Here is a 22,319-nt window from a genome sequence, read left to right as displayed (position 1 = left end):
GGCGACGGGTGGGGCGAGTCCTCGCGATCGACCTTGGGACCAAACGGATCGGCATCGCGCTGAGCGACCCCACCGCGATGATCGCGACGCCGCTTGAGACCGTTACCGGTGCCGGCGGGCGCCGTGCCGCCGAGCGCGTGGCGGACCTCTGCCGGCGCCACGACGTCGCCGCCGTCGTCGTGGGCTGGCCCCGCAACATGGACGGTTCCCGCGGTCCGGCGGCGCGGCAGGCGGAGGCCTTTGCCGAGCGGCTGCGGACCGCTCTCTCCGTGCCGGTCGAGCTCTGGGACGAGCGGCTGTCCACCGCCGCGGCCGAGCGCGCGCTGATCGAAGCAGACGTGCGGCGGGAGGAGCGCCGGCGCTCCCGCGACCGCGTCGCCGCGGCCGTGATCCTCCAGGGGTATCTCGACGCCCGGAGAACGGCAGCCGGCGCCGTCCGTCTGAGCCAAAACGAGTCTGGGCATAAGGAGGAGCGACCATGATGCGCACCGGCCGCGTGTGGCGGCACAGGTGGATTGTCGGCGCTGCGATCGCAACGGTCGCGGCGCTTGTGGGGCCGTACGCCGCCGTTCCGCCCGCGTCGGCCGCCGCCTCGCTCGGCGTCGTACCGGGCGAGTCGATCGGGCCCGCCCGCCTCGGCATGACGGCGAGCGCCGCCGCGTCCGCGCTGGGTCCCTCGGTCTCGCAGGGTCCGACCCGCCGTCTATACTCGCGCTACGGATTGGTCCTGGACTTCGATTCGGGCATCGTGGTCCGGATCTCCACCGCCTCCCCGAAGTACCGGACGATCGCCGGGGCGGGGGTGGGGACGCCGGTCACGGACGCCCCGCGCTTGGTCGGTGACGTCAACGCGGTGACGACCATGTCCGGGCTGGACACGACCGTCGCCTACGTGTTCCAAGGGGTCGGTTTTGTCTTCCGCGCCGGGCGTGCCATTCAGACCTTCGTTGTGGCGCCGGTACCGTTCGGTCCGCGGAAGAACTCGGCCGTCGCGCCCGTCTCACCGCCCGGCCCGCCCATTCTCGTGCCGGGCGGGCCCCCCGCGCCGCCCGCGGGCCCGGCGCCGTCGACCACGGGTTCGGCGCCTTCCCGCGCCACATCGCCGGCCGGCTCCCCGTCCGCGGCGCTGCGCGATGTGACGGCCGCGGTGCTGTCCGTCGGCGGTCTGACCGTGACGGGCTCTGTCGCGAACACCGGCGCCGTGCCGATTGGTCCCCTCGTCGTGGCGGCCACGTTCACGCGCGCGTCGGGCGATCAGGTTGAGGGCAGGGCGACGGTCCAGGGGCCGCTGGCTCCGGGCGGCAGCGCGCCGTTTACCATTCAGGCCGCGATGGTCGCCGACATCATCATTCGCTATCAGGTGTCCGTGACCAGCGCCGCGGGCGCGCTCCTCGCCGCGACGCCGGCGCAGACAGTCCCCGCGTCGTCCTACACCGACTTCGCGCAGCGGCAGATTCACATCAAGGTCGATCTCGGTGCCCCCTCTCAGATGACCGGGCCGCCGAAAGTGCAGGCGCTGGTATCGGTGGCCGATACCGGCGCGATCCCCGCGCAGTGGGTGCAGCAGATCACGGTGGTGCTGCCGTATACGAACAGCGGGACGGCGGGGTCCGTGACCGTGCAGTTGCGCCCCGGGCAGACGCAGACCGTGCTCGTTCCAACGGGCGCGACCCTCGGTGCTCCGCAGGTGACGGCCGTGGTGCTCGGTGGATAGTAGAACCATGAAATTCCCGCGGGCCGCCGCGCCGGCGTTGGTCGGGGTCCTCGTCCTGCTCGCGTGCGGGCTCGGTGTCGTGGCGTTCCGCGCGGTGACGCACACCGCCGCGGGCGAGGTGGCCGACGAGACCGTGGCGCCGCGCGCGCGTGTCGGGACCGACCCCGGCGCCATCGCGCCCGCGTTCACCGCGCCCGCATACGCCGGCGCGCCGATCTCGCTCGACCGGTTCCGCGGACATCCGATCATTCTCAATTTCTGGGCTTCGTGGTGCCCGCCGTGCCGGGCGGAGATGCCCGCGCTGGAGGCCGCCTACCGGACGTATCAGGCCCGCGGCGTCGTCGTGATCGGCATCGATGGGGCGACCGACACCTGGGCGGCCAGCCGGACCTTCCTGGCCGCGCGCGGCGTGAGCTATCCTGCCGCCCGCGACGAGCGCGGGCAGGTCGCACAGATGTACCACGTCGCCGGGCTGCCGACGACGTTCTTCATTCGCGCGGACGGCCGCATCGGCGGGGTCGCCCTGACGGGCGGGTTCACCGGCAAGGACGGAGCCGAGGAGCTCACCAAACAGATCGAGGCGCTGCTGCATTAGTCACCGAGTTGGGGATGGGAGGGGAGCAATGCGGGGCATTCTGAACGCCGGTCGGGTGATGATGATTCTGATGCTGGCGCTGCCGGCCGGCGCGCTTGCGCAGCCGGCCGCGCCGCAGGCCACGCCGTCGATTTTTCTCGTCGTGCCCGGCCTCGGCGTCGGTCAATGGACGGTCGATGGGAAAGTCGCGGACTATGTGTGGGTCATGGGCGACTCCCAGATCACCGAGACGAGGCCGAGCGGCACGGATCTCGTGTTTCGCCCGCAGCTGGAAGAGAGATCATGGTCATCGACTCCGCGGATATTCATCGTCTATCTCCCCACGTCCAGCATCGTGTGGGCGGTAGGGACCGACGATCCTCATACACGGACGATCGATCGGGTCGGCGTCGGCTCGACGCAAGACCAAGTGACCGCCGCGTACCAGGATCCCCAGGCCGTCCTCGAGCTGCCGCTTCGCAGCCGGACGATGATCTACGACAGCCGCGGCATCGCGTTCGAGTCCGAATACCTGCCGGCCGCCGGGCAGTTTAGTGCAAAGATCGGGCGGGTTTTCGTGTTCCGGCCGGGGCAGGCCCGGGCGATCTGGCGGCTGCAGTAACGGATGTTCCGGGCCGGCGGCGGGTCGACGTGCCTGGCCCGCCGGCCCAGGTACGATTTCGCGTAGGTCTTGGGGAGGCCCATTGACTTTTTTCTCCGATTGTGATTAACTTGTGGGGACAATTTAATAGCAGTATCGCTTTGTAGGGGCAAACCCAGAGAGATCTGGGGACGCAAAGCCACGGGACTGGCCAGGTAGCGTTTTACCTGGCAAGTCGGCCGGGTTGCCAAAGCTGGCACCTCGACGCTCCCCGTGGCCGCGGGGAGCTTTTCGTTTACCCCCCCCACGGCCGCACTCGCACCCTCCACTCCATCACTGCGCGGCACGTTCGCGCGGGCAACAGCTTCCCGGCGGTTGAGCGTTCAGGACTTGCGGCCGGGGGGCCCGATGGATATCACGGAACTGCTGATCCTGACCCGCGACCGAGATGCGTCCGACCTTCATTTGACCGTCGGCACGCCGCCGTCGCTTCGAATCCACGGCAAGCTGGTCCGTCTGGACTACCCCGCGCTGACCGCGGCCTCGCTCCACGAAATGCTCTACGACGTGCTCACCGACGACCATAAGGCCCGGTTCGAAGATACCCATGACCTGGACCTATCCCTCGAGCTCCAGAACGTCGGCCGCTTCCGCGTGAACGTGTTCATGCAGCGCCTCGGCGAGGCGGCGGTGTTTCGGCTGATCCCGACCGCCATCAAGAGCCTCGACCAGCTCGGCATGCCGTCCGTGCTGCGGACGCTCGCCATGAAGGACCGGGGCCTCGTTCTGGTCACCGGACCGACCGGCTCGGGCAAGTCGACCACGCTCGCCGCGATGATCGATCTGATGAACACCGAACGGCCCGACCACATCATCACGATCGAGGATCCGATCGAGTTCGTGCACCAGCACAAGAGCTGCATCGTCAACCAGCGCGAGGTCGGACCCCACACCAACTCCTTCTCCGCGGCGCTGCGCAGCGCGCTGCGCGAAGACCCCGACATCATCCTCGTCGGCGAGATGCGGGATTTGGAAACGATCGCCATGGCCTTGACCGCCGCCGAGACCGGGCACCTCGTGCTGGCGACGCTGCACACCAACAGCGCCGCGCAGACGATCAACCGCGTGATCGACGTGTTCCCGCCGCACCAGCAGGAGCAAATCCGGGTCCAGCTGTCCGAGGCGATGCTCGGGGTCCTGGCACAGACCCTGATTCCCCGGGTGGACGGGCGGGGCCGCGTGGCCGCGATCGAGCTGATGATCGCCACGTCCGCGATCCGAAATCTGATCCGGGAAGGCAAGACGTTCCAGATTCCGTCGATGATCGAGACCGGCGCGAAGGAGGGCATGATCAGCCTCGACCAGTGCCTGCGGGACCTCTTGCGGCGCGGGCTCATCTCACCGGAGGACGCCTTTATCCGGGCCGTGGACCGCGACGCGTTCGCCGCCGGTAATCCCTCGCGCCCCGCGGCGGCGCCGGTTCCGGCGGCCAAGCCCGCGGTGGCGGCGCTGCGCCATGTCGGGCCGGCCGCGGCGGTCGGGGAGCGGGACGGCCAATGACCGGCCTGCCGTACACGGTCGAGGACCTGCTGCGGGCGACGGCCGACCGGGGCGCGTCGGACCTGTACGTCAAAGCGGACACCCCCCCGATGTTCCGGATCTCCGGCGCCGTCGAATCGTCGGGGCTGCCCGCGCCGTCGTCCTCGGCGCTCGATGACCTGTTGACGGGAATCATGAACGACGCGCAGCGCGAGGCGCTCCGGCGCGCCGGGCACGCAGATTTCGCATACTGGGAGCCGTCGCTCGGCCGGTTTCGCATCAACGTCTACCTGCAGCGCGGGACCACGGCCCTCGTCGCGCGCCGCGTCCGCCAGGACATTCCGTCGTTCGAGGAACTGGCGCTGCCCGCGGTGGTCGCGGAGCTCGCGCTCACGCCGCGCGGGCTCGTCCTGGTCACCGGTCCGGCCGGGTCCGGCAAGTCGACGACGCTCGCCGCGATGATCGACCACCGCAACCGCTCCGTGTCGGGCCATATCATCACGATCGAGGACCCGATCGAGTACCTGCACGCCGACCGGCAGAGCATCGTGAGCCAGCGCGAAGTCGGTGCGGACGCGGACTCGTTCGTCTCGGCGCTGCGCGGGGCGCTGCGTCAGACGCCGGACGTCATCCTGATCGGCGAGATGCGCGACGCCGAGAGCGCCCAGGCCGCCGTGTACTTTGCGGAGACCGGTCACCTGGTCCTCAGCACGCTGCACACCATAAACGCCAACCAGGCGCTCGATCGCGTGCTCCATTTCTTCCCGCCGGAGATCCACGGTGAGATGTTTCTGCGCCTCGCCTCCACCCTGGTGGGCATCGTTGCGCAGCGGCTCGTGCCGCGCGCGGACGGCAGCGGGATGGTCCCGGGCGTGGAAATCTTGCGCGCGACGCCGCGGGTCCGCGATCTCATCCGGCGGGGAGACATCGGGGCGCTCCGCCAGGCCATGTCGGAGGGCCACGACGGCGGCATGCAGACGTTCGACGACTCGTTCTTCGATCTTTACCAGCGCGGGCTCATCAGCGTCGAGACGGCGCTCGAGTCCGCGGAGAGTCCCAACGATCTACGGCTCCGGTTGCGGGGGTTCGCCCCGGCCGGGCGCCGGATAAGCTGAGCACCACCCACGGGGGGGGACGATCATGGGACGCGACGCGACCGGGCAGCAAGGAATCGTGGAGACGGCGAGCGGTTCGGGACGGGGGAGCCGGGTCCAGCGGCAGGCCGCCGCGCAGGCGCCGGGGGCAGGGGCCGCGCCGGAGGCCGTTCGCGACCACAGCCGCCATGCGGGCAACGGAGAGGGGCATCCGCGAGGCGGCACAGCCGAGGTCGACGGAGGCGACGCCGCGGAGATTCTCGAGCAGTTTCAGACCTACCGGCGCACGCAGGATCGCGCGCTGCACCAGAAACTGGTTCTTCGATATCTGCCGCTCGTCCACCGGATCGCCCGGCGCTACGTGCGTCCCGGCGCGCCGCTCGAGGACCTCGTGCAGATCGGCTCGATCGGCCTGATCCACGCGGTGACGACGTTCGACCCGACGCGGGGCGTCAAGTTCGAGACCTACGCGTTCCACCACGTCGCGGGGGAGATCCGGCACTTCCTCCGTGACGGGCTCGAGGCGGTGCGCGCGCCGCGGTGGGTGCGCAAGATCTACGCCGACCTCACGGCGGCGGTCGGCCGGCTCCAGCAGGAGCTCGGCCGCACGCCGACGGTCGCCGAGATCGCGGGGGCGATGAACATGACCGAGGCGGGCGTTCGCGAGGTGCTCGACGCGCACAGCCAGATCCGGGTCCGGTCGATGACCGACATGACGGAAGAGCACGACGTCCGGCCGGACATGATCGCCCATCAGCGCTACGTCTCGCTGCAGCTCCCCGTCGAGGACCGGATCGTACTCATGCACGCGATGGAGCGCCTCGCCGACCTCCAGCGCCAGGTCGTGTACTACCTCTACTATCAGGACCTGACCCAGAGCGAAGTCGCCCAGCGTTTGGGCGTTTCACAGCGGCACGTATCGCGGCTGCTCGCCGCGGCGCTGCGGCATCTGGCCGAACCGCTTCGCGCGGCCGGCCTGGGCTCCTCCGCCGCCGCGTCGTGACCATCCAGGAGGTGGGGGCGGTGGTAACACAGGACGATCTACCGATCTATCCGATCCGCACGGTGGCCTCGTTGACCGGGGTGGACGCGCGCCGGCTTCGCAGCTGGGAGTCGGAATACCATCTGCTCGAGCCCGCGCGCAGCAAGGGCGGCCACCGGCTGTATTCGCCGCGCGATCTCCGGCTGGTGCATCTGATCCGCCGGCTGGTCGACCAGGAAGGGATGAGCCTGCAGGGCATCAAGGCGTTCCTCGCGGCGCAGCCCAGTCTCGCCGTGAGCCCGTCTCCGGCCTCCGGCGCCTCGCTGCAGGGGGCCGCCGATGCCGTCGAGGCGGCCTCCGGGCACGCGCCCCAGCCGAGACGCGACGTCCTCGAGGGCGCCCGCGCCACCGCCAAGGCGGGGAGCGGCGCCCACGTTGCGGGCTCGACGGCCGGCACCGTACCGCTCGCCGCGCGGTCGCACAACGGGCACGGCCGCACAGAGCGAGCCTAGGGACCCGGCTTCGGCGTGGAACGTCCTACCCGCAATGTGATTTGGCCGAGATGGCTCGGCGGCGGCACGTCCGCGCCGCCGTCCGACGGCCACGCGGTCGATCCCGCGGCCGTGCCGGCGCCGGTCTCACCCGACGGTGCCGGGCATCCCGCGAACGGCAACGGGAACGGGAACGGCAACGGCGCGGCCCGCGGAGACAGCCTCGAGCATCCGGCGAATGTGTCCATGCGTCCCGGACGTCCCGCCGCCCCGCCCGCGGCGCCGCCGCGCGGCTCCGGTTCCGTCGGTCCTTCGAACGGCCAGCCCGGCCGTCCGGGGGCGATGCCGCCGGGCTCGATCGACGGCCCCGGCGTGCCGCCGGGCGCGGCCGGCGAAGGCAAGCCCGCCCTGCCGCGCATTGAACCGATCGGCGAAATCCTTTTGTCGCACAACGTCATCACGCACGATCAGCTGCGGCAGGCGCTTGAGGTGCAGCGCCAGAGCAAAGGCCGCCTCGGCCGCGTGCTCGTGGAGATGGGCGTCGTCACGGAGCGCCACCTCGCGCGGGCGGTCGCGCAGCAGTGGGGGCTGCCCTACACCGAGCTGGCCGAGGACAGCATCAACCCCGAGGTCGCGCGTCTCATTCCGGCGTATTTGTCGCAGCGGCACGGCGTGATCGCGGTCGACCGCAAGCAGGATCGGCTCGTCGTCGCGATGCCGGATCCCTCCAACGTCGTCGCGATCGACGACATTCGACTGTTGACCGGGCTCGACGTCGAGATCATCATCGCCAGCCCCGACGACGTGGGCAGGCTGCAGGGCAAGTTCCAGGGGCTCGTCCACGACGTCGAAGAGCTGCTCAAGGCCCAGGGGCCGGCGATCGAATCCGAGATTCTCGACGATCCGACCCGCACCGAAGAGGTCACGGTCGAGCGTCTCCGGTCGATGGTCGAGGAGGCGCCGATCGTTCGCGTCGTCAACCAGATCATTCATCAGGCCGTCCGCGCGGGGGCGAGCGACATCCACCTCGAGCCGCACCGGCGCGAGGTGAAGGTGCGGTTCCGCGTCGACGGCCTCTTGCAAGATATCATGTCACCGCCGAAGCAGATCCAGGCCGCGCTGATTTCCCGCGTGAAGATCCTGGCGAACCTCGACATCGCGGAACGCCGGGTGCCGCAGGACGGCCACATCCACCTGCGCCTGGAAGGCAAGGAGTACGACCTGCGCGTGAGCACGCTTCCGACGGTGCTCGGCGAGAAGATCGTCATCCGGCTCCTCGACCAGTCCAGCACCAAGGTCTCCCTCAGCCGGATCGGGATGCCGAGCGACCTGCTGGGGGCGTGGGAAGGCCTGATCACCAAGCCCTACGGGATGATCATCGTCACCGGACCGACCGGCAGCGGCAAGACGACGACCCTGTACACGTCGCTCGAGCGCATCAACACGCCGGAATGCAACATCGTGAGCGTCGAGGATCCCGTGGAGTACCAGATTCCCCGGGTCAACCAGGTTCAGGTGAACGTCAAGGCCGGGCTCACGTTCGCGGGCGGTCTCCGCAGCATTCTGCGTCAGGATCCCGACATCGTGCTGATCGGCGAGATCCGCGACCGCGAGACGGCCCAGATCGCGGTGCAGGCGGCGATGACCGGACACCTCGTCCTGACGACGCTGCATACCAACGACGCGCCGGGGGCGGCGACGCGCCTCGCGGACATGGGCGTCGAGCCGTTCCTCGTGACGGGCTCGCTGATCGGCGTCCTGGCGCAGCGGCTGATCCGCGTGATCTGCGCCCACTGCAAGGAGGCGTACACGCCGCCGGCGGACGCGCTGCGGCGGCTCGGGCTCGACCCGGCGGAGCACAGCGGCCTGAAGCTGTACCGCGGCCGCGGATGCGACTCCTGCCGCATGACGGGGTACCGGGGACGGCTGGGCGTCTTCGAGCTCATGATGATGAACGACCGGCTGCGCTCGCTGATCCTCGACGGCGCCTCGTCGGATCAGCTGCGCGCGGCGGCGCACGAAGGCGGGATGCGTCTGCTGCGCGAGGACGGTGTGCAGAAGGTACTGGAGGGCGTCACGACGGTTGAGGAACTGCTGCGCGTGGTCTTCGTCACCGGGGACCAGTAACGGCGTTCGGGGGGAGTGGCTGTGGCAACGTACGCATACGTAGGACGGGACGGGGCGGGGAAGATGATCTCCGGCGCGATCGACGGCGACACGGAGGTCGCGGCGATCTCACGCCTGCAGGAGATGGGCTACCTCATCACGTCGCTCAAACGGCGGGCGACGCAGCCCAAGGTCGAAGACCTGCTGGCGCGCCTCCAGGGCGTCAAGCTGAAGGATCTGACCGTGTTCACCCGCCAGCTGGCGACGATGATCAACGCCGGCCTGACGATCATCGCGAGTCTGGCGATCCTGCAGGCGCAGACGACGAACCAGCGTCTGCGCGAGGTCCTCGCCAAGGTCAAGACGGAAGTGGAGGGCGGCGTGCCGCTGTCGGACGCGCTTGCGGCGCACCCGGAGGCGTTCAACCAGCTCTACGTCAACATGGTGCGGGCCGGCGAGACCGGCGGGGCCCTGGACGACGTGCTGGGCCGCCTGTCGGGCTTCCTCGAGAAGGAGCTCGCGCTGCGCCAGCGGGTCAAGTCGGCGATGGTCTATCCGATCCTGGTCGCGTCGGCGGCCGGCGGCATCGTCGGGTTCATCGTGTTCTTCATCCTGCCGAAGTTCGTGGACGTGTTCAAGGACCTCGGCGTTCCCCTGCCGCTGCCGACCCGCTTCCTGATCTGGTTCACCGTGACCAGCCGGCAGTACTGGTACGTGTTCCTGATCGTCTTCGTCGTCGCCGTGTACGGCTTCCGCTACTACATCGGGACGCCGAACGGCCGCCGCTGGTTCGACAAATTCAAGCTGCGGATGCCGCTGTTTGGCCCGGTCAACCGCAACGTCGTCATGGCCCGCTTTTCCCGGACGCTGGGGACGCTCATTCACAGCGGCGTGCCCATCCTCCACGCGCTCGACGTGGTCGCGAAGGCCACCAGCAACGTGGTGTTGATCAAAGCGCTCGATACGGTGCGCACCAGCATCCGCGAGGGCGAGAGCATTTCCGCGCCGCTCCAGGCCAGCGGCATCTTTCCCCCGATGGTCGTGCAGATGGTCGCGGTCGGGGAGCGCACGGGCGCGCTCGACACCATGCTGTCCAAGGTGGCCGATTTCTACGATACCGAGGTCGAATACGCGGTTGCGGCGCTCACGTCCGTGCTGGAGCCGATGCTCATCATGGTGATGGGCGGCATCGTTGGGTTCATCGTGATCTCGTTCTACCTGCCGTTGTTTACGCTGGTCGGCGCGATCAAGTAGGCGTCGCGTTGCTCCATGAAATCCGTCGCCGTCTTGGCATCAACTTGCATTGACGGTGGCGATGCGCGGCCAGTAGAGTGTCTGCACATCGTTGGAGTTCGCTGATGCGGTGTGACGGGGAGGGGGAGGCGGATGAAGTCGCGTTGGTTCGTTGCATTGATCGTAGGAGTGCTTCTGCTACTGGCCAAGGTCGGTCCGACCTTTGCCGGATTCGAGGGTGGTGATCCGGGCCAGGGCAATCACAATGGACAAGAGAACCCCAACAACAACCACGTCGATCCGGACCACGGCCCCAAGCCCTAAAGTTTGGTGGGGCGACAGTCGATGAAGGGTTGAACGGCTGATCTGAGATGAGCCGGCCGCCGGGCGTCTACCGCGGGTCCGTCACGTCCTGCGCCACCGCCAGGACCGCCGGGCGGCGGTCGAACGTGAGAAGGCGGGAGAGGATGTGCACATCGATCGGCGTGCCGTCCTTCCGCCGGTGGCACCGCGTCACCGAGACGGGGAGCGCGGCATCCGCGGCGGCGATCGACACCGTTTCGTCCCCGGCGCGCTCCGCCCCCCGCAGCTCAGTCACGCACCGGCCCACGAACTCGCCCCGGTCATAGCCGTACAGCGCCAGCGCCGCGTCATTCACGTCGAGGATCCGCAGCGTCGCCAAGTCGTAGACCCACATGGGCAGCGGATTGCCGATGAACCGCAGCGCCGCGTTCAACTTCCCCGCGGCGGCGTCCATCCGCCCGCGGCCCACAGAGGCACGCCCGGCGGGCATGGTGCATCGCGGGCGGGAAGCCCCGGGCGATCTCCTCGCCGCCGGCCGCGCGCATCTTGCGCGCGCCCAACGCGAGGTTACCGGATTCGCAGGCACCGCGTCCCCCCTCCGCCACGGTCTGGTCTGTCCGCGTGGCGCCATCGCGTGTCTGGTTATAGCCTACTCGACGCAGCCGTCGTGTCCATTCGGAGTTCCCCGTAGATTTGACTCGGCGACGTACGTAGTCCGCGCGGTAAATCGGAGTCTTTTCTCCATGAATTCCGTCGCAGGCTTGGCCCAAATTCGCATTGACGAGGGTGAGGCGCGGCCGTTCGAGCAGCCTCCACGGCGCGCCCTGCCGGTCACATCGTCGCGGCGAGGGGCTAGGGGGGAACCGGCATGACACTTTGCCCGCGAGAGTCACACCTCGAAGGCGGCGCCCCTGTCCAGCGGCCAAACGGGCCGGGTGAGCCGGCGGTATGGAAACGTTGTCAAGTCGAGAGTGGTGAGCCCGGGCGAGTCGGCGGTAATGATTCGGTCGGCCACCGGCTCGAACCCGGCCCGGAAGTGCTGGCTCGACTTCAACGCCACAATCCGGCAGCGGGTCACGTCGATGCCGTGCAGCAGGAACACTTCCGGGTCCAGCGTCTGCGACCGCACGGACGAGACCAGCACGTCGATCCCGCCGGCCGGCCCGCGGGGGATGACGAGCCGCGCCATGCGGCCGAGGTCCACCTGCGCGCCGCGGCCCATCGGGGACTGCTGGATGAAGCGGCCGTCCGTCAGGCACTTCACGTATGCCTCGCATTCGACGGGAGCGCCGTGCATCGCGTCGGTCTTGCCGCCGAGCCGGACCCGGATCGTCGCGCCGGCCCCGGCCGCGTGCGCCTGCGCGGCGGTCTCGGCGTCCCACACGAAGCCAAAACACGACTCGGTGGCGCCGGCGTCCAGCAGCGTGCGCAGCAGATGCGTGCCGTCGCCGGGCGCGCCGCCGCCCGGGTTGTCGGACGTCTCGTTGATCACCACGGGACGGCCGTCCGACGCGAGCGCCTGACGGATCGCTTCGGCCGGCCCCGGCGCGGACTTCAAGAAAGCCTCGCGCAGCCCCCACGCGTACCGGGCGACGTCCGCCGCGGCCTCCTGCGCCAACTCCGCGCGGCCGTCCGCGGTCGCGACGACGGCCGCCGCGACGACCGGGGCGTCGGTGTGCGCGAAGCCGTGGAAGAACGTGCAGTCGATGACGCCCGGGCGGCCCTCCCAGTCCCGGCACCGCGCGTTGATCTCCCGGACCGGGCTCTGGCTCGTCGCGGTGGTGGGGACGAGCATCGGCAGCCGCACGAGGCGCATCGCGGGCCGCACGCGTCCGGCGGCGGCGTCCGCGGCGAGGGCGATCGCCTCGACGCCGCGCTCGTACGAGTCGACGTGCGGGTACTCGTTGACGCCGAGCAGGGCCGTGGCGTATCGCGCCATCTCGTCCGTCAGGTTGCCGTGGAGATCGAGCGTCACCACAATCGGGACCGCCGCTCCTGCGATCGCGCGCACGCGCTCCAGAATATCTCCCTCGATATCGTCGACGCCCTCGGCGACGCCGGCGCCGTGGAGCGCGAGGCAGATCGCGTCGACCCGTCCGGCACCCTCGAGGCCGGCGAGGAGCTCGCCGCGCATCTCCTCATAAGCCCGGCGGCTGATCGTGCCGGACGGGGTCGCACGGGTCGCAAAGGTGGGGACGACCTCGATGCCGCGCTCGTCGGCGGAGGCGAGCATGCCGCCGAGGTAGTCGCGGACGCCGCGATGGCGGGCGGCGAGCGCCTCCCCGTGCGTCCACTCCCGGTCCTTGAATTCGTTGACCTCGGTCAGGGCCGCGCAGAACGTGTTCGTCTCATGTGACAATCCGCCGATGGCGATGCGCATCGCGAGAGTCCCTCCGTTGTCACTCTTTGTGGCGCGGGTCGAGCGCGTCCCGAAGGCCGTCGCCGAGTAGATTGAAGGCCAGCACCGTGACCGCGATCATGACTCCCGGGGCGATCACGATCTGCGGATAGATGGTGATGAACGCCCGGCCGTCCGCCAGCATTCCGCCCCAATCCGGCGTCGGCGGCCGCACGCCGAGGCCGAGGAACGACAACGCCGCTTCCAGGATGATGATGTTGCCGACCGACAGAGTCGCCAGGACGATCACCGGGCCGACGACGTTGGGCACGAGATGCCGCCAAATGACGCGGCGGTCCGTCGCCCCGATCGCCCGCGCGGCCATGACGAACTCCTGCTCGCGCAGGCTCAGCACATCGGCGCGGACGACGCGCGCGTACGATGCCCACACGGTTGCCCCGATCACGAGGATCACGTTCGTCAGATTGGGGCCGACGACGGCGACGAGCGCGATGAGCAAGACCAGGACGGGGAAGGCCATCAGCGCGTCGGTAATCCGGGACAGCACCGCGTCCACCCGGCCCCCCAGATATCCCGCCGTCGTGCCGACCGCGACGCCGATCGTTACCGCGATCGCGGTCGCGAGGAGCGCGACGGCGATCGCGACGCGAGACCCGTAGACGAGCCGGCTCAGAATATCCCGGCCGATGTGGTCGAACCCGAGCGGGTGCGCCGGTGTCGGCGCGCCCCCGCGCATGCCGGGATTCACCGCCAGCGGCGAGTAGGGGGCCAGCAGGTTCGCGAAGATCGCGACGAGCCCGATCGCGACGACCACCGCGAGCCCCGCGATCCCGGGCCGGTAACGGACGAACCGCCGCCAGGCGCGCCAGAACTCCGACCGGCGGACCGGCCGGGCCGGAGGCCGCGCGGCGCGCGCCCCGGCTGTGATGTCGTGGTTGCCGGCCGCTTGCCGGCCGGCGGGGTCGAGCGGACGGTCCAGCGATCGCATCGCCGCGCGCTACCCGATCCGGATCCGCGGATCCACGAGCGCGTAGACGAGATCGGTCGCGATGTTGGTGGCGACCACGATGACGGCGAGGAGGAGCGCGATCACCTGCACCACCTGATAGTCGAGGTGATAGACCGAATCGGTCAGGAGCCGGCCGACACCCGGCAGGGCGAAGACGGTTTCGACGATGATCGTGCCGCTCAAGAGAAACGCCACCCGGTATCCCAGCACGGTGATCACCGGCAGCAGCGCGTTGCGCACCGCGTGGCGCAGCACCACGGCCGATTCGGCGAGCCCCTTGGCCCGTCCGGTCCGCACGTAGTCTTGATGCAGCACCGCGGCGACGGAGCCGCGCATCAGCCGGGTGATGACCGCGGTTTGCTCGGTGGCGAGGACGGCGACGGGCAGAACGTACCCGGTCCACGACTGCAGGCCGAACGCGGGCAGCCACCGCAGTTTCACGGCGAAGAGGATGATCGCCATGAGGGAGATCCAAAAGCTGGGCAGGGCGACGCCGAGCGTGGCGCCCACCGTGCCCGTGTAATCGAACAGGGAGTACCGCCGCACGCCGGCGACGATTCCGACCGGGATCGCGATCGCCGCCGAGACCACAAAGGCGGCGACGTTCAGCGTCAGGGTGACCGGCGCGGCCTGCGCCAGCATCGTGCGGACGGGGACGCCGGTCCGGATCACGGACTCGCCGAAGTCGCCGCGGGCCATGTTCTCGAGCCACGTGATGTACTGCACATACCACGGCCGGTCCAGGCCCCACAGGTGCTTGATGCCGGCCACCTGCTCGGGGGTGACCTCGGCCTCCCCGACGAGGACGTCGACGGGGTTGCCCGGCGTCAGGCGGAGGATCAGGAAGGCGGCGGTGGCGACGAGGAAGACCACCGCCGCGCCTTGGAGCAGCCGGGCGATGAGATAGCGCCACATCCGCCGCGGCGACCCCGCCCGGGCCCTCTAGGACGCCCCGAGGTCCCTCATCACGCGAGCCACCACTGATAGGCCTTCCGGTAAATCTGGGGCCCGTTGAACATGGTCTTCGGCAGGCCCTGGACCCGCTTCGAAAAGATGTTGTACCAGTTCCAGTACATGAGGTAGACGAACGGCGCCTCGTCCGCGACGATCTTCTGGATCTCGCTGTAGTACGGTCGCCGCTTCTTGGGGTCGGGTTCCTTGAGGCCGGCGTCGATCAGGCTGTCGACCTTGGGGTTGGCATACTGCGACCAGTTGTTGCCGCCGTTCGAGCGCAGGGTGAGCGACGGATCGGGGTCGCCGAGGCTGCCGCCGTAGGTCCAGTTGAACAGCGAGGCGTCCATCTCGCCCTTGCGCAGCTTCTCGGTGATCGTCGCCACCGGCGCTTCGGCGAGCTTCATCTCGATGCCGACGGCCTTGAGGTCCTGCTGCGCGACCTCCGCCTCCGGGCGGCGCGCCTGATCGCCGACGATCGTCGTACAGGTAAACGAGAACCGCGTCCCGCTCTTCTGGCGGATCCCGTCGGGGCCCGGCTTCCAGCCCGCCTCGTCGAGCAGGGCCTTCGCTTTCGCCGGGTCGTGCGGGTACTTGACGACGTTCGGCTCGAAGTACGTCTTGAACGCGGGCGAGAGGTGGGAGGTGGCGAGGGCCGCCGTGCCTTTGAAGATGTCGTCGATCAATCGCTGCCGGTTGATCGCGAACATCAGGGCCTGCCGGACCCGCTTGTCGGCGAAGTACGGCCGCTTGTTGTTGATCGGGAAGTGGTTCACGCCGGTCGTGATCGTCACGTACGTGACGAAGTTGGGGTCCTTCGCGAAGCGGAGATTGTCCTCGACCAGGAGCGGCCACACCGACGAGTCGGACTGGCCGGTCTGCAGACCGATCGCGCGCACCGACGGCTCCGGAACGATGTCCACCCGGAAGAAATCCAGGTAGGGCCGGCCGCGGAAGTGCTGATCGAACGCCTGGACGAGCGTGCGCTCGGCCGGCCGCCATTCTTTGAGACGGAAGGCGCCCGTGCCGATCGGCGCGCTCTTGTACGCCTTCTCGCCGATCTTGCCGTGGTAGGCCGCGGGCACGATGAAGGTCGAGGCGCCCTTCGCCAGAAACGCCGCGTTCGGCTCGCGCATCTTCACGCGCACCGTGTACTTGTCGGCGGCCTGGACCGAGTCGACGCCCTTGAAGTTGTTGGCCTGGATCGCGTGGTTGGCGGGATTCATGTACCACTCGTACGTGTACTTCACGTCGTCGGCGGTGAACTCGGTCCCGTCGTGAAACTTGACGCCGTGGAGCAGCCTGAACGTGTAGGCCAGCCCGTCCGGCGACGCCGTGTACGACGAGGCAAGGGTCGGAACGAGGTTGAAATTCTCATCCAGTTCGAGCAGCGCGTTGTGAATCTGCGTGACGGCCGACCAGATGACGTTCGGCCCGGAGTCGTCGGGGCTCAGGCTCGAAATCTCCTGATGCCCCGAGACGGCCATCGTACCGCCGCGCTTCGCCGCGGCCGCGGCGCCCCGCGGCAGCCAGCCCGCGGACGCCCCGGCGAGCGCGGCCAGTCCGGCCCGTGTGAGGAACTCCCGGCGTGTCGGCCTGCCGGCTGCCGTGCGCCTGTGACTCATCGATCCCACCTCGATCCCGTTGGAGGTAGGCCTGATGTTCGGTCCCGCCCGATGAACCCCTCCGGCCCCACTTTCAAAAAGGCCGCCGCGGACGTCCCGGCTCCGCGCGGCGCGCTGTGACGGGGGGGACCCGGCCGTTAGACTTCGATGATGCGGTAATTCTGGTCGGCTCTTACGTGATGCAGCACGGGCAGCGAGACGTTGTAGACCGGGATGCCTTGCGGGGTGCGTCCTTCCGGCGCCCCGTGGTGGGCATGCGCGTGGAGGATCGCGGCGACGCCGAACCGGTCGAGCGGGTCGACCAGGCGGGACGAACCGAGGAACGGGAAGACCTCCAGGGGCTCGCCTTCGACCGTCTCGCGAATCGGCGCGTAGTGCAGGACCGCGACCGCCCGCTCGACGCCGTGTTCGGACTTGAGCCGGTGGAGGGCCCGCTCGAGGATCACGCCCTCGTTGACGGCGTCCTGGACGAACTGCTTGACAGTGTGCTCGCCCCACGGCTGCAACGCGTGGCGGCCGAAGCCGCCGGCGAACCCCTTCGCGCCGACGAACCCGACCCCGTCGAGGACCCAGGGCTCGGTCGCGAAGACTATGAGCCCGCTGCGGCCCAGGATCTTGGTGATCTCTTCGGGCGGACTGCTCTCAAAGTCGTGGTTGCCGAACACGGCGATCTTCGGAATGCGGCAGGGCGCGAGCGCCTCCGCGAGGGCCTCGGCTTCCTTCGGGAAACCGTGATCGGTCAGGTCGCCGCAGAGCACGAGGACGTCCGCGCGGTCGTTCACCTCCGTGAACGCCTGGCGCAGCGGTTCGGGGACCGCGTCGCGAATGTGCAGGTCACCCAGCGCGGCGATCCGCATTTTTGCCACGGATTTTCCTCCGCGCCCGCCGGGCGATGTCCGCGCGGGCGTCGGCGTATCCCCACGCCGTCACGTCCGGGACGTAGTCGTGGGGCGTAAAGAGCGTGCCGCGGCAGACGGACGCATCGGGGGCCCGTCCGCCGTCGACTTCGCTCTGCGAGTGCTCGAACCGCGAAAGCAGCTCGTGGAGCACCCACGCCGGTACGACGTCGCGTTCGGCCGGGTAGGTGAAGCGGAAGTTGATGAGGTGCGCGAGCAGCACCTCCCACTCCGGCCCCATGCGGTCGAGCAGGCGCTGCCAGTCGAGCGACCGTCCCTGCCGGCGGATGATGTGCGCGATGTCGGCGCCGTCGTACCGGTAGCGGTCCTGCACGAACGACTTACTCCAGATCATCTCTTCGGGCGGGATCAGCCGGACGCGCGACCCGAGCAAACGGGCCGGCCGCGCGTGCTCGAGCCAGAGGCGATCCACGGGGCAGATGCCGTTGCCCGAGCCGTAGATCACGTCGATGAACAGATCGCCGCGGAACACCTTCACGATCCAGGTCGGGTCGGTGCGTTCGACGTGATCTCCCGACCGCAGTAGCGTCCGCACGACGCGGGCGCGGTCCCGGCGGGCGCAAAACACGTCGAGGTCTTTCGTGTGGCGCACGATGCCCCCGTAGACCCGCAGGGCATAGGCGCCGCCGATCATGAACGGGACGCGGCTCCGCACGAGCGCGCGCAGCGCGTCCGCGTAGAAGCGTTCCGCCTCGATGATCCCCGCGGTGATGCTCACCCGGCGCCGTGTCCTCCCGGCCGATTTGACGAGTGTGAATAAAGTGGCGAGAAATTCCCCTGCTATATAGCATACCCAGGTCGAGCGGGTCTGAGGGCGCTACGGTTGATCCAGGATGGCCAGCACCCGCCAAATCCGGTCGCGGAGGTGGGCCAAGTCGCGAACCGCGACCGGCGAGGGCGCGCCCGATCCGAGCGCCTGCCCCAGCGATGCCTGGACCGGCGTGAGCGACGAGCGGATCTCGGCGGCGGCCGCGTCAAGGTCGCGCGTCCATCGGGAGCGCACACTGCCGGACACGTTTTGCCCCGCCGCGCTCGCCAGCGTACCGCGCACAAATTCCACGGTGCTCGCCGCCGCCTCGCCGGCACCGACGCACGGCGTGGCCGCGGACAGGAGCCGCGCGCCCCCACTTCGACGCGCCGCGGCACACTGGCCCCGCAGGTGCTCCAGAAGGTCCGCGAGCTGCGCCGCCATCGGTTCGAGAATGTCCCCGGCGTCCATGGCGTCCCCCGAATCGGAGGCGCCGGTGGACGGCTGCCCGGCGCGCGCCGGCGGCTCATGGGCCGCCCCGGCAGCCGCGGGTGATCCCGGTCCGGGTGATCCCGGCGAGACGCCGACGGCGACCGGGGCCGGTTGTGCGCCGCGGCCGAGCGCGACGAACCCCGCGGCCACCAGGGCCGCCGCGGCGGCGAGGGCCGCGATCTGGCGGGCGGGAGTCATCCTCGCGTCACAGCCGGAAGTGCGCGATCTGTCCCGTCGTGGTGACGAAAATCAATTCGGCCGCCCTCCGGCCGGGGGCGATCCGGAAGACCGTCGCTCCCTGAATGTCGCGCAGCGGGGGGATCACCGTCACGTCGAAATGGTTGCGCAGAAAGTGTGTCGAGGGATCGCTCCGATAGGTGTGCCCCTGGCTGTCGACGAGCAGGAAGTGTTCCCGGTCGACGGTGACCGGCTCGATGCCGACGTTGACAAGCCGCAGATCGATCGTCACGTAGATCTCGGCCTCTCCGACGACCCGCGAATATTCGGGGCGTCCGAGATGGACGGCGAGATGGCCCGCCGGATAGGCCCACTGCGTCACCAGCACGACGGCGCTGACCAGCACGAGCGCGGTGGCCAGCTGAAGGAGGCGCTTCATCATCGTCGTCACGGCCGCGGCTTCCCGGCGCCCGACGTCGGCGCGCCCCCGGCAGAAGCCGGCCGGGAGAGGCGGGCGATCCAGTAGCGGGCCGTCTGCTCATAGCCCGGGATCCGGCCGACCTGTGTCCACGCGCGGATCGCGCCGGCCCGATCGCCGCCGTCGGCGAGGATGTGCGCGACGAACCAGAGGGCCTGGAACTTTGCGATGTCATCATCGGTGACACGGGCGGCCTGCTCGGCCCTGGCGGCGCCCTTGGCCGGATCGTGCAGGAGCCGCCAATACACCCAAGCGGCGCCCGTCAGCAGCTCGGCGTCGCGGGGGTTGTTGCGGATGCCCTCTTCGTAGAACGCCACCGCTTCGCGGGGACGCCCAAAGTGGAAGGCGAGCCATTGACCGCCGAGGGCGTAGGCGTCGGTGAAATGCGGGTTGAGCCACGTGATCAGGCGCACGAGCGGCATGAGCGCCTCGTCGTCCGCGCGAAGGACGTCGCCGTTCACGATGCGGCGGCGATGCTGATATTCGTCGACGCGCAGCCACAGGAAGTCCGCGAGCAAGCCCCGGATCTGACCGGTGAAGCTGCGGACCATGACGGCGGCCGCGGTGAAGGGCACCCCGGCCTCGTCGTTGACGGCCAGCCGGTCAGCGTCGACCAATGCCTGCGTGCCGGCCACGCAGGCCAGCAGGAGCGCCGCCGTGATCGCCACACGGACGCGGGTTCCGGCGGCGGTCATTAGAATTCACGCTCCTGGAACACCTGGACACCGATGTACAGAAAGAAGGCAACCAGCGCCGTGGCGTACAGGCTCGTTCGGAAAAGATACGGCCACGGTACGACCGTGTTGTGGACCACGGCGGTCCGGACGTTGAAGTTCTCGAAATTGGGGAGCAAGTAGTAGAACGCCTGGCCGACGTCGGTCGCGACGCGGCTGTGCGACACGAGCGCGATGTACGTGGTGACGGCGGACTTGAGATAGCTGAGCACCAGGACAAGGATCGTCAGCGCCGCGCACGCGACCGAGCCGCTGAAGGAGGCGATCGCAAACGCGATCGCCGAGAGGACGACGAACGACAGCCACAGCAGATACCCGGCCTTGACGGCCTCGAACATCCCGCCGCCCTGGTCGACGTGGATGAAGAACACGAGAATGGCCACCATCGGCGCGACGGCGAGCGCGGTCGCGGCGATGGACCCCGCGAACTTGCCGAGGACGAGCTCGACGCGCCGGACCGGTTTGCTCAGCACGTTGTAGATCGTGCGGCTTTCGATCTCACCGGACAACTGAGTGCTGACGAGCACGACCGTGACCATCGCCCCGAACAAGAAGATCACCGTGATGGCGACGTCCTTGAAGAATTTGATCTCAACGCCCAGCTGGAAGAACGACAGGAAGGCGCTGCTGATGATGATCCCGCACCCGAACAGGGCGAGGACCGGCAGCGTCCGCCGCCGCCACGCTTCCCGCATGACCTGCGCCGCGACGGTCAGGGTGACGGCCGGGTTCATGCGTCACCTCCTTCCCGCCGCCCGACAAGCTTGACGAAGAGATCCTCGAGCCGCTCACGCTTGGCGCCGAGGGACACGATCTGGCCGCCGGTCTCCCGCACGAGATCGATGATCGGGTAGACAAAGCGCTGCTCGGGCACGACGACCACGGTGGCGTCGGTGCCGTGGTAGATCGTCGCGCCCGGGATCGCCTCGATGTGACGGCCGAGCGAGCCGTTGGCCCCGTGAATCGTGAGCTCCATCTCCCGGCTCGCGCCGAGGAGGTCGCCGATCCGGCCGACGGCCGCGAGCTCGCCGCGGTTGAGGATCGCGACGCGATCGCAGACCGTTTCGACCTCCGCGAGAATGTGCGAACTGAGGAACACGGTCTTGCCCTGTTCGCGCAGCGCAAGCAGCACGTCGCGCATCTCCCGCCGGCCGATCGGGTCGAGCCCGCCCGCGGGTTCGTCCAGGATCACGAGATCCGGATCGTTGATCAACGCCTGCGCGAGCCCAAGCCGCTGGAGCATCCCGCGGGAGTACTTGCGCACGCCGACCCGCCGCTGCTCCCAGAGGCCGACGAGACGCAGGAGCGCGTCCACGCGCTCGCGGCGGATCCGCTCCCGGAGGCCGAACAGCGAACCGTAGTAGTGAAGGAGCTCGTCCCCCCGGAGGTATTCGTAGAAATACGGCGATTCGGGAAGAAACCCGACCCGCCGCCGTGCCTCAACGGATCCCAACGGGTGCCCGAGGACGGTCCCGCCGCCGCCGGTCGGCCGGATGAGCCCGAGCAGGAGCTTGATGGTCGTCGTCTTGCCGGCGCCGTTCGGCCCGAGGAATCCGTAGATCTCGCCCGGCGGCACGTCCAGGGTGAGGCCGAGCAGCGCGGCCCGGTCGGAGCGCTGCGAACTGCGATACTGTTTGGCCAGGTCGTGGATCGAGATCGCCGGTTGCACCGTCTGTCCTCCGTGGTCGTTCCGATGGAGATCTCGTGCAAGTGCGCTGCAGATCATATGCCCACCGCCGCAGGGACCTAGACGTCGAGTCGCGTCTAACACGCGGCCCCCTTGGGCATGACGGACGCTGACCACGAGTAGGGACGCAGGCGGTTCTGAGGGTCGCAGCGCGCCGGTGATCGGGCGTCGCATCGACGGCCGAAAGGAGGGGGCGCGGGAGAGACGGGATCACTTGCCTCATGCGTGATTGTCATTCCGCTGTGAACGGCTACTCAGGACGTACGCACATCAGGTGGAGGTGATGCAGTGCTTCGCAAACTCTTGAGCAAGATGCAGCGCGACGAACGGGGCTTCACGCTCATCGAGCTGATGATCGTGATCTTGGTGATCCTGGTCCTCGCCGCGATCCTGCTGCCGCAGTTCGGGCTGGCCCGCGAGCGCGCACGGAAGGCGTCGTGCGTGAGCAACCAGCGGAACCTGGAGACCTCGGTGGCGATGTGGCAGACCGACAACCCGAGCACGG

Annotated in this window: 24 protein-coding genes and 1 riboswitch; of the genes, 12 read left to right on the top strand and 12 right to left on the bottom strand. The window is 69.0% G+C overall.

Features of this window, described 5'->3' with window-relative positions:
* Positions 1–8 precede the first annotated feature (8 nt).
* The 11 genes from ruvX (at position 9) to VKT83_16555 (ending at position 10,658) form a co-directional block, all read left to right on the top strand.
* Positions 9–482, top strand: a complete 474-nt coding sequence (gene ruvX / locus VKT83_16605) for a Holliday junction resolvase RuvX (GenBank protein ID HLY24088.1) — start codon at positions 9–11, stop codon at positions 480–482.
* The gene (locus VKT83_16600; GenBank protein ID HLY24087.1) at positions 479–1,714 is read left to right on the top strand and encodes an FxLYD domain-containing protein; all 1,236 of its coding nucleotides are present in this window, start codon (positions 479–481) and stop codon (positions 1,712–1,714) included. Before ruvX ends, VKT83_16600 begins: the two co-directional genes overlap by 4 nt.
* A gap of 7 nt (positions 1,715–1,721) precedes the next feature.
* Entirely contained in the window at positions 1,722–2,309 is a 588-nt protein-coding gene (locus VKT83_16595) for a TlpA disulfide reductase family protein (GenBank protein ID HLY24086.1), read from the top strand.
* A 28-nt stretch (positions 2,310–2,337) separates the two neighbouring features.
* Positions 2,338–2,910 carry a hypothetical protein gene (locus tag VKT83_16590; protein ID HLY24085.1) on the top strand — a complete coding sequence of 191 codons (573 nt, stop codon included), beginning with the start codon at positions 2,338–2,340 and terminating at the stop codon, positions 2,908–2,910.
* 137 nt (positions 2,911–3,047) lie between these two features.
* A riboswitch (cyclic di-GMP riboswitch) is annotated at positions 3,048–3,141 on the top strand.
* A gap of 156 nt (positions 3,142–3,297) precedes the next feature.
* Entirely contained in the window at positions 3,298–4,449 is a 1,152-nt protein-coding gene (locus VKT83_16585) for a type IV pilus twitching motility protein PilT (GenBank protein ID HLY24084.1), read from the top strand.
* Complete coding sequence (locus tag VKT83_16580; GenBank protein HLY24083.1) at positions 4,446–5,543, top strand: PilT/PilU family type 4a pilus ATPase; 1,098 nt, start codon at positions 4,446–4,448, stop codon at positions 5,541–5,543. The genes VKT83_16585 and VKT83_16580 overlap by 4 nt, the downstream gene beginning before the upstream one ends.
* Positions 5,544–5,568: 25 nt before the next feature.
* Complete coding sequence (locus VKT83_16575; protein HLY24082.1) at positions 5,569–6,525, top strand: sigma-70 family RNA polymerase sigma factor; 957 nt, start codon at positions 5,569–5,571, stop codon at positions 6,523–6,525.
* Between the two features lie 20 nt (positions 6,526–6,545).
* A complete protein-coding gene (locus VKT83_16570; GenBank protein ID HLY24081.1) occupies positions 6,546–7,016 on the top strand; it encodes a MerR family transcriptional regulator in 471 nt (156 codons plus the stop codon).
* A gap of 36 nt (positions 7,017–7,052) precedes the next feature.
* Positions 7,053–9,122, top strand: coding sequence for an ATPase, T2SS/T4P/T4SS family (locus VKT83_16565; GenBank protein HLY24080.1), 2,070 nt, complete (start codon positions 7,053–7,055; stop codon positions 9,120–9,122).
* A 21-nt stretch (positions 9,123–9,143) separates the two neighbouring features.
* Positions 9,144–10,355, top strand: a complete 1,212-nt coding sequence (locus tag VKT83_16560) for a type II secretion system F family protein (protein ID HLY24079.1) — start codon at positions 9,144–9,146, stop codon at positions 10,353–10,355.
* Between the two features lie 132 nt (positions 10,356–10,487).
* Positions 10,488–10,658, top strand: coding sequence for a hypothetical protein (locus tag VKT83_16555; protein ID HLY24078.1), 171 nt, complete (start codon positions 10,488–10,490; stop codon positions 10,656–10,658).
* A 67-nt stretch (positions 10,659–10,725) separates the two neighbouring features.
* Here the strand turns inward: VKT83_16555 and VKT83_16550 are convergent, their stop codons facing one another.
* The 12 genes from VKT83_16550 to VKT83_16495 form a co-directional block, all read right to left on the bottom strand.
* A complete protein-coding gene (locus VKT83_16550; GenBank protein HLY24077.1) occupies positions 10,726–11,091 on the bottom strand; it encodes a PAS domain-containing protein in 366 nt (121 codons plus the stop codon).
* 435 nt (positions 11,092–11,526) lie between these two features.
* Positions 11,527–13,017, bottom strand: a complete 1,491-nt coding sequence (locus tag VKT83_16545; protein HLY24076.1) for a M81 family metallopeptidase — start codon at positions 13,015–13,017, stop codon at positions 11,527–11,529.
* Positions 13,018–13,036: 19 nt separating this feature from the next.
* A complete protein-coding gene (locus VKT83_16540) occupies positions 13,037–13,984 on the bottom strand; it encodes an ABC transporter permease (protein ID HLY24075.1) in 948 nt (315 codons plus the stop codon).
* A gap of 9 nt (positions 13,985–13,993) precedes the next feature.
* A complete protein-coding gene (locus tag VKT83_16535) occupies positions 13,994–14,920 on the bottom strand; it encodes an ABC transporter permease (protein ID HLY24074.1) in 927 nt (308 codons plus the stop codon).
* Positions 14,921–14,970: 50 nt separating this feature from the next.
* On the bottom strand, positions 14,971–16,581 hold the full coding sequence (locus VKT83_16530) for an ABC transporter substrate-binding protein (GenBank protein ID HLY24073.1): 1,611 nt from the start codon (positions 16,579–16,581) through the stop codon (positions 14,971–14,973).
* 137 nt (positions 16,582–16,718) lie between these two features.
* On the bottom strand, positions 16,719–17,438 hold the full coding sequence (locus tag VKT83_16525) for a metallophosphoesterase (GenBank protein HLY24072.1): 720 nt from the start codon (positions 17,436–17,438) through the stop codon (positions 16,719–16,721).
* Complete coding sequence (locus tag VKT83_16520; protein HLY24071.1) at positions 17,416–18,216, bottom strand: hypothetical protein; 801 nt, start codon at positions 18,214–18,216, stop codon at positions 17,416–17,418. The genes VKT83_16525 and VKT83_16520 overlap by 23 nt, the downstream gene beginning before the upstream one ends.
* 99 nt (positions 18,217–18,315) lie before the next feature.
* The gene (locus VKT83_16515; GenBank protein ID HLY24070.1) at positions 18,316–18,936 is read right to left on the bottom strand and encodes a hypothetical protein; all 621 of its coding nucleotides are present in this window, start codon (positions 18,934–18,936) and stop codon (positions 18,316–18,318) included.
* A 7-nt stretch (positions 18,937–18,943) separates the two neighbouring features.
* Positions 18,944–19,357 carry a DUF4352 domain-containing protein gene (locus VKT83_16510; protein ID HLY24069.1) on the bottom strand — a complete coding sequence of 138 codons (414 nt, stop codon included), beginning with the start codon at positions 19,355–19,357 and terminating at the stop codon, positions 18,944–18,946.
* Positions 19,358–19,362: 5 nt separating this feature from the next.
* A complete protein-coding gene (locus VKT83_16505; GenBank protein HLY24068.1) occupies positions 19,363–20,088 on the bottom strand; it encodes a hypothetical protein in 726 nt (241 codons plus the stop codon).
* Entirely contained in the window at positions 20,088–20,861 is a 774-nt protein-coding gene (locus VKT83_16500) for an ABC transporter permease subunit (protein HLY24067.1), read from the bottom strand. Before VKT83_16500 ends, VKT83_16505 begins: the two co-directional genes overlap by 1 nt.
* A complete protein-coding gene (locus VKT83_16495; GenBank protein ID HLY24066.1) occupies positions 20,858–21,796 on the bottom strand; it encodes an ABC transporter ATP-binding protein in 939 nt (312 codons plus the stop codon). The genes VKT83_16500 and VKT83_16495 overlap by 4 nt, the downstream gene beginning before the upstream one ends.
* Positions 21,797–22,102: 306 nt before the next feature.
* Here VKT83_16495 and VKT83_16490 point away from each other — a divergent pair.
* The coding region (locus VKT83_16490) for a type II secretion system protein (GenBank protein HLY24065.1) at positions 22,103–22,319 on the top strand (217 nt) is incomplete at its 3' end.

The organism is bacterium, assembly GCA_035308905.1.
Lineage (GTDB): Bacteria > Sysuimicrobiota > Sysuimicrobiia > Sysuimicrobiales > Segetimicrobiaceae > DASSJF01.
This window is presented reverse-complemented; position numbering and strand designations above follow the sequence as displayed.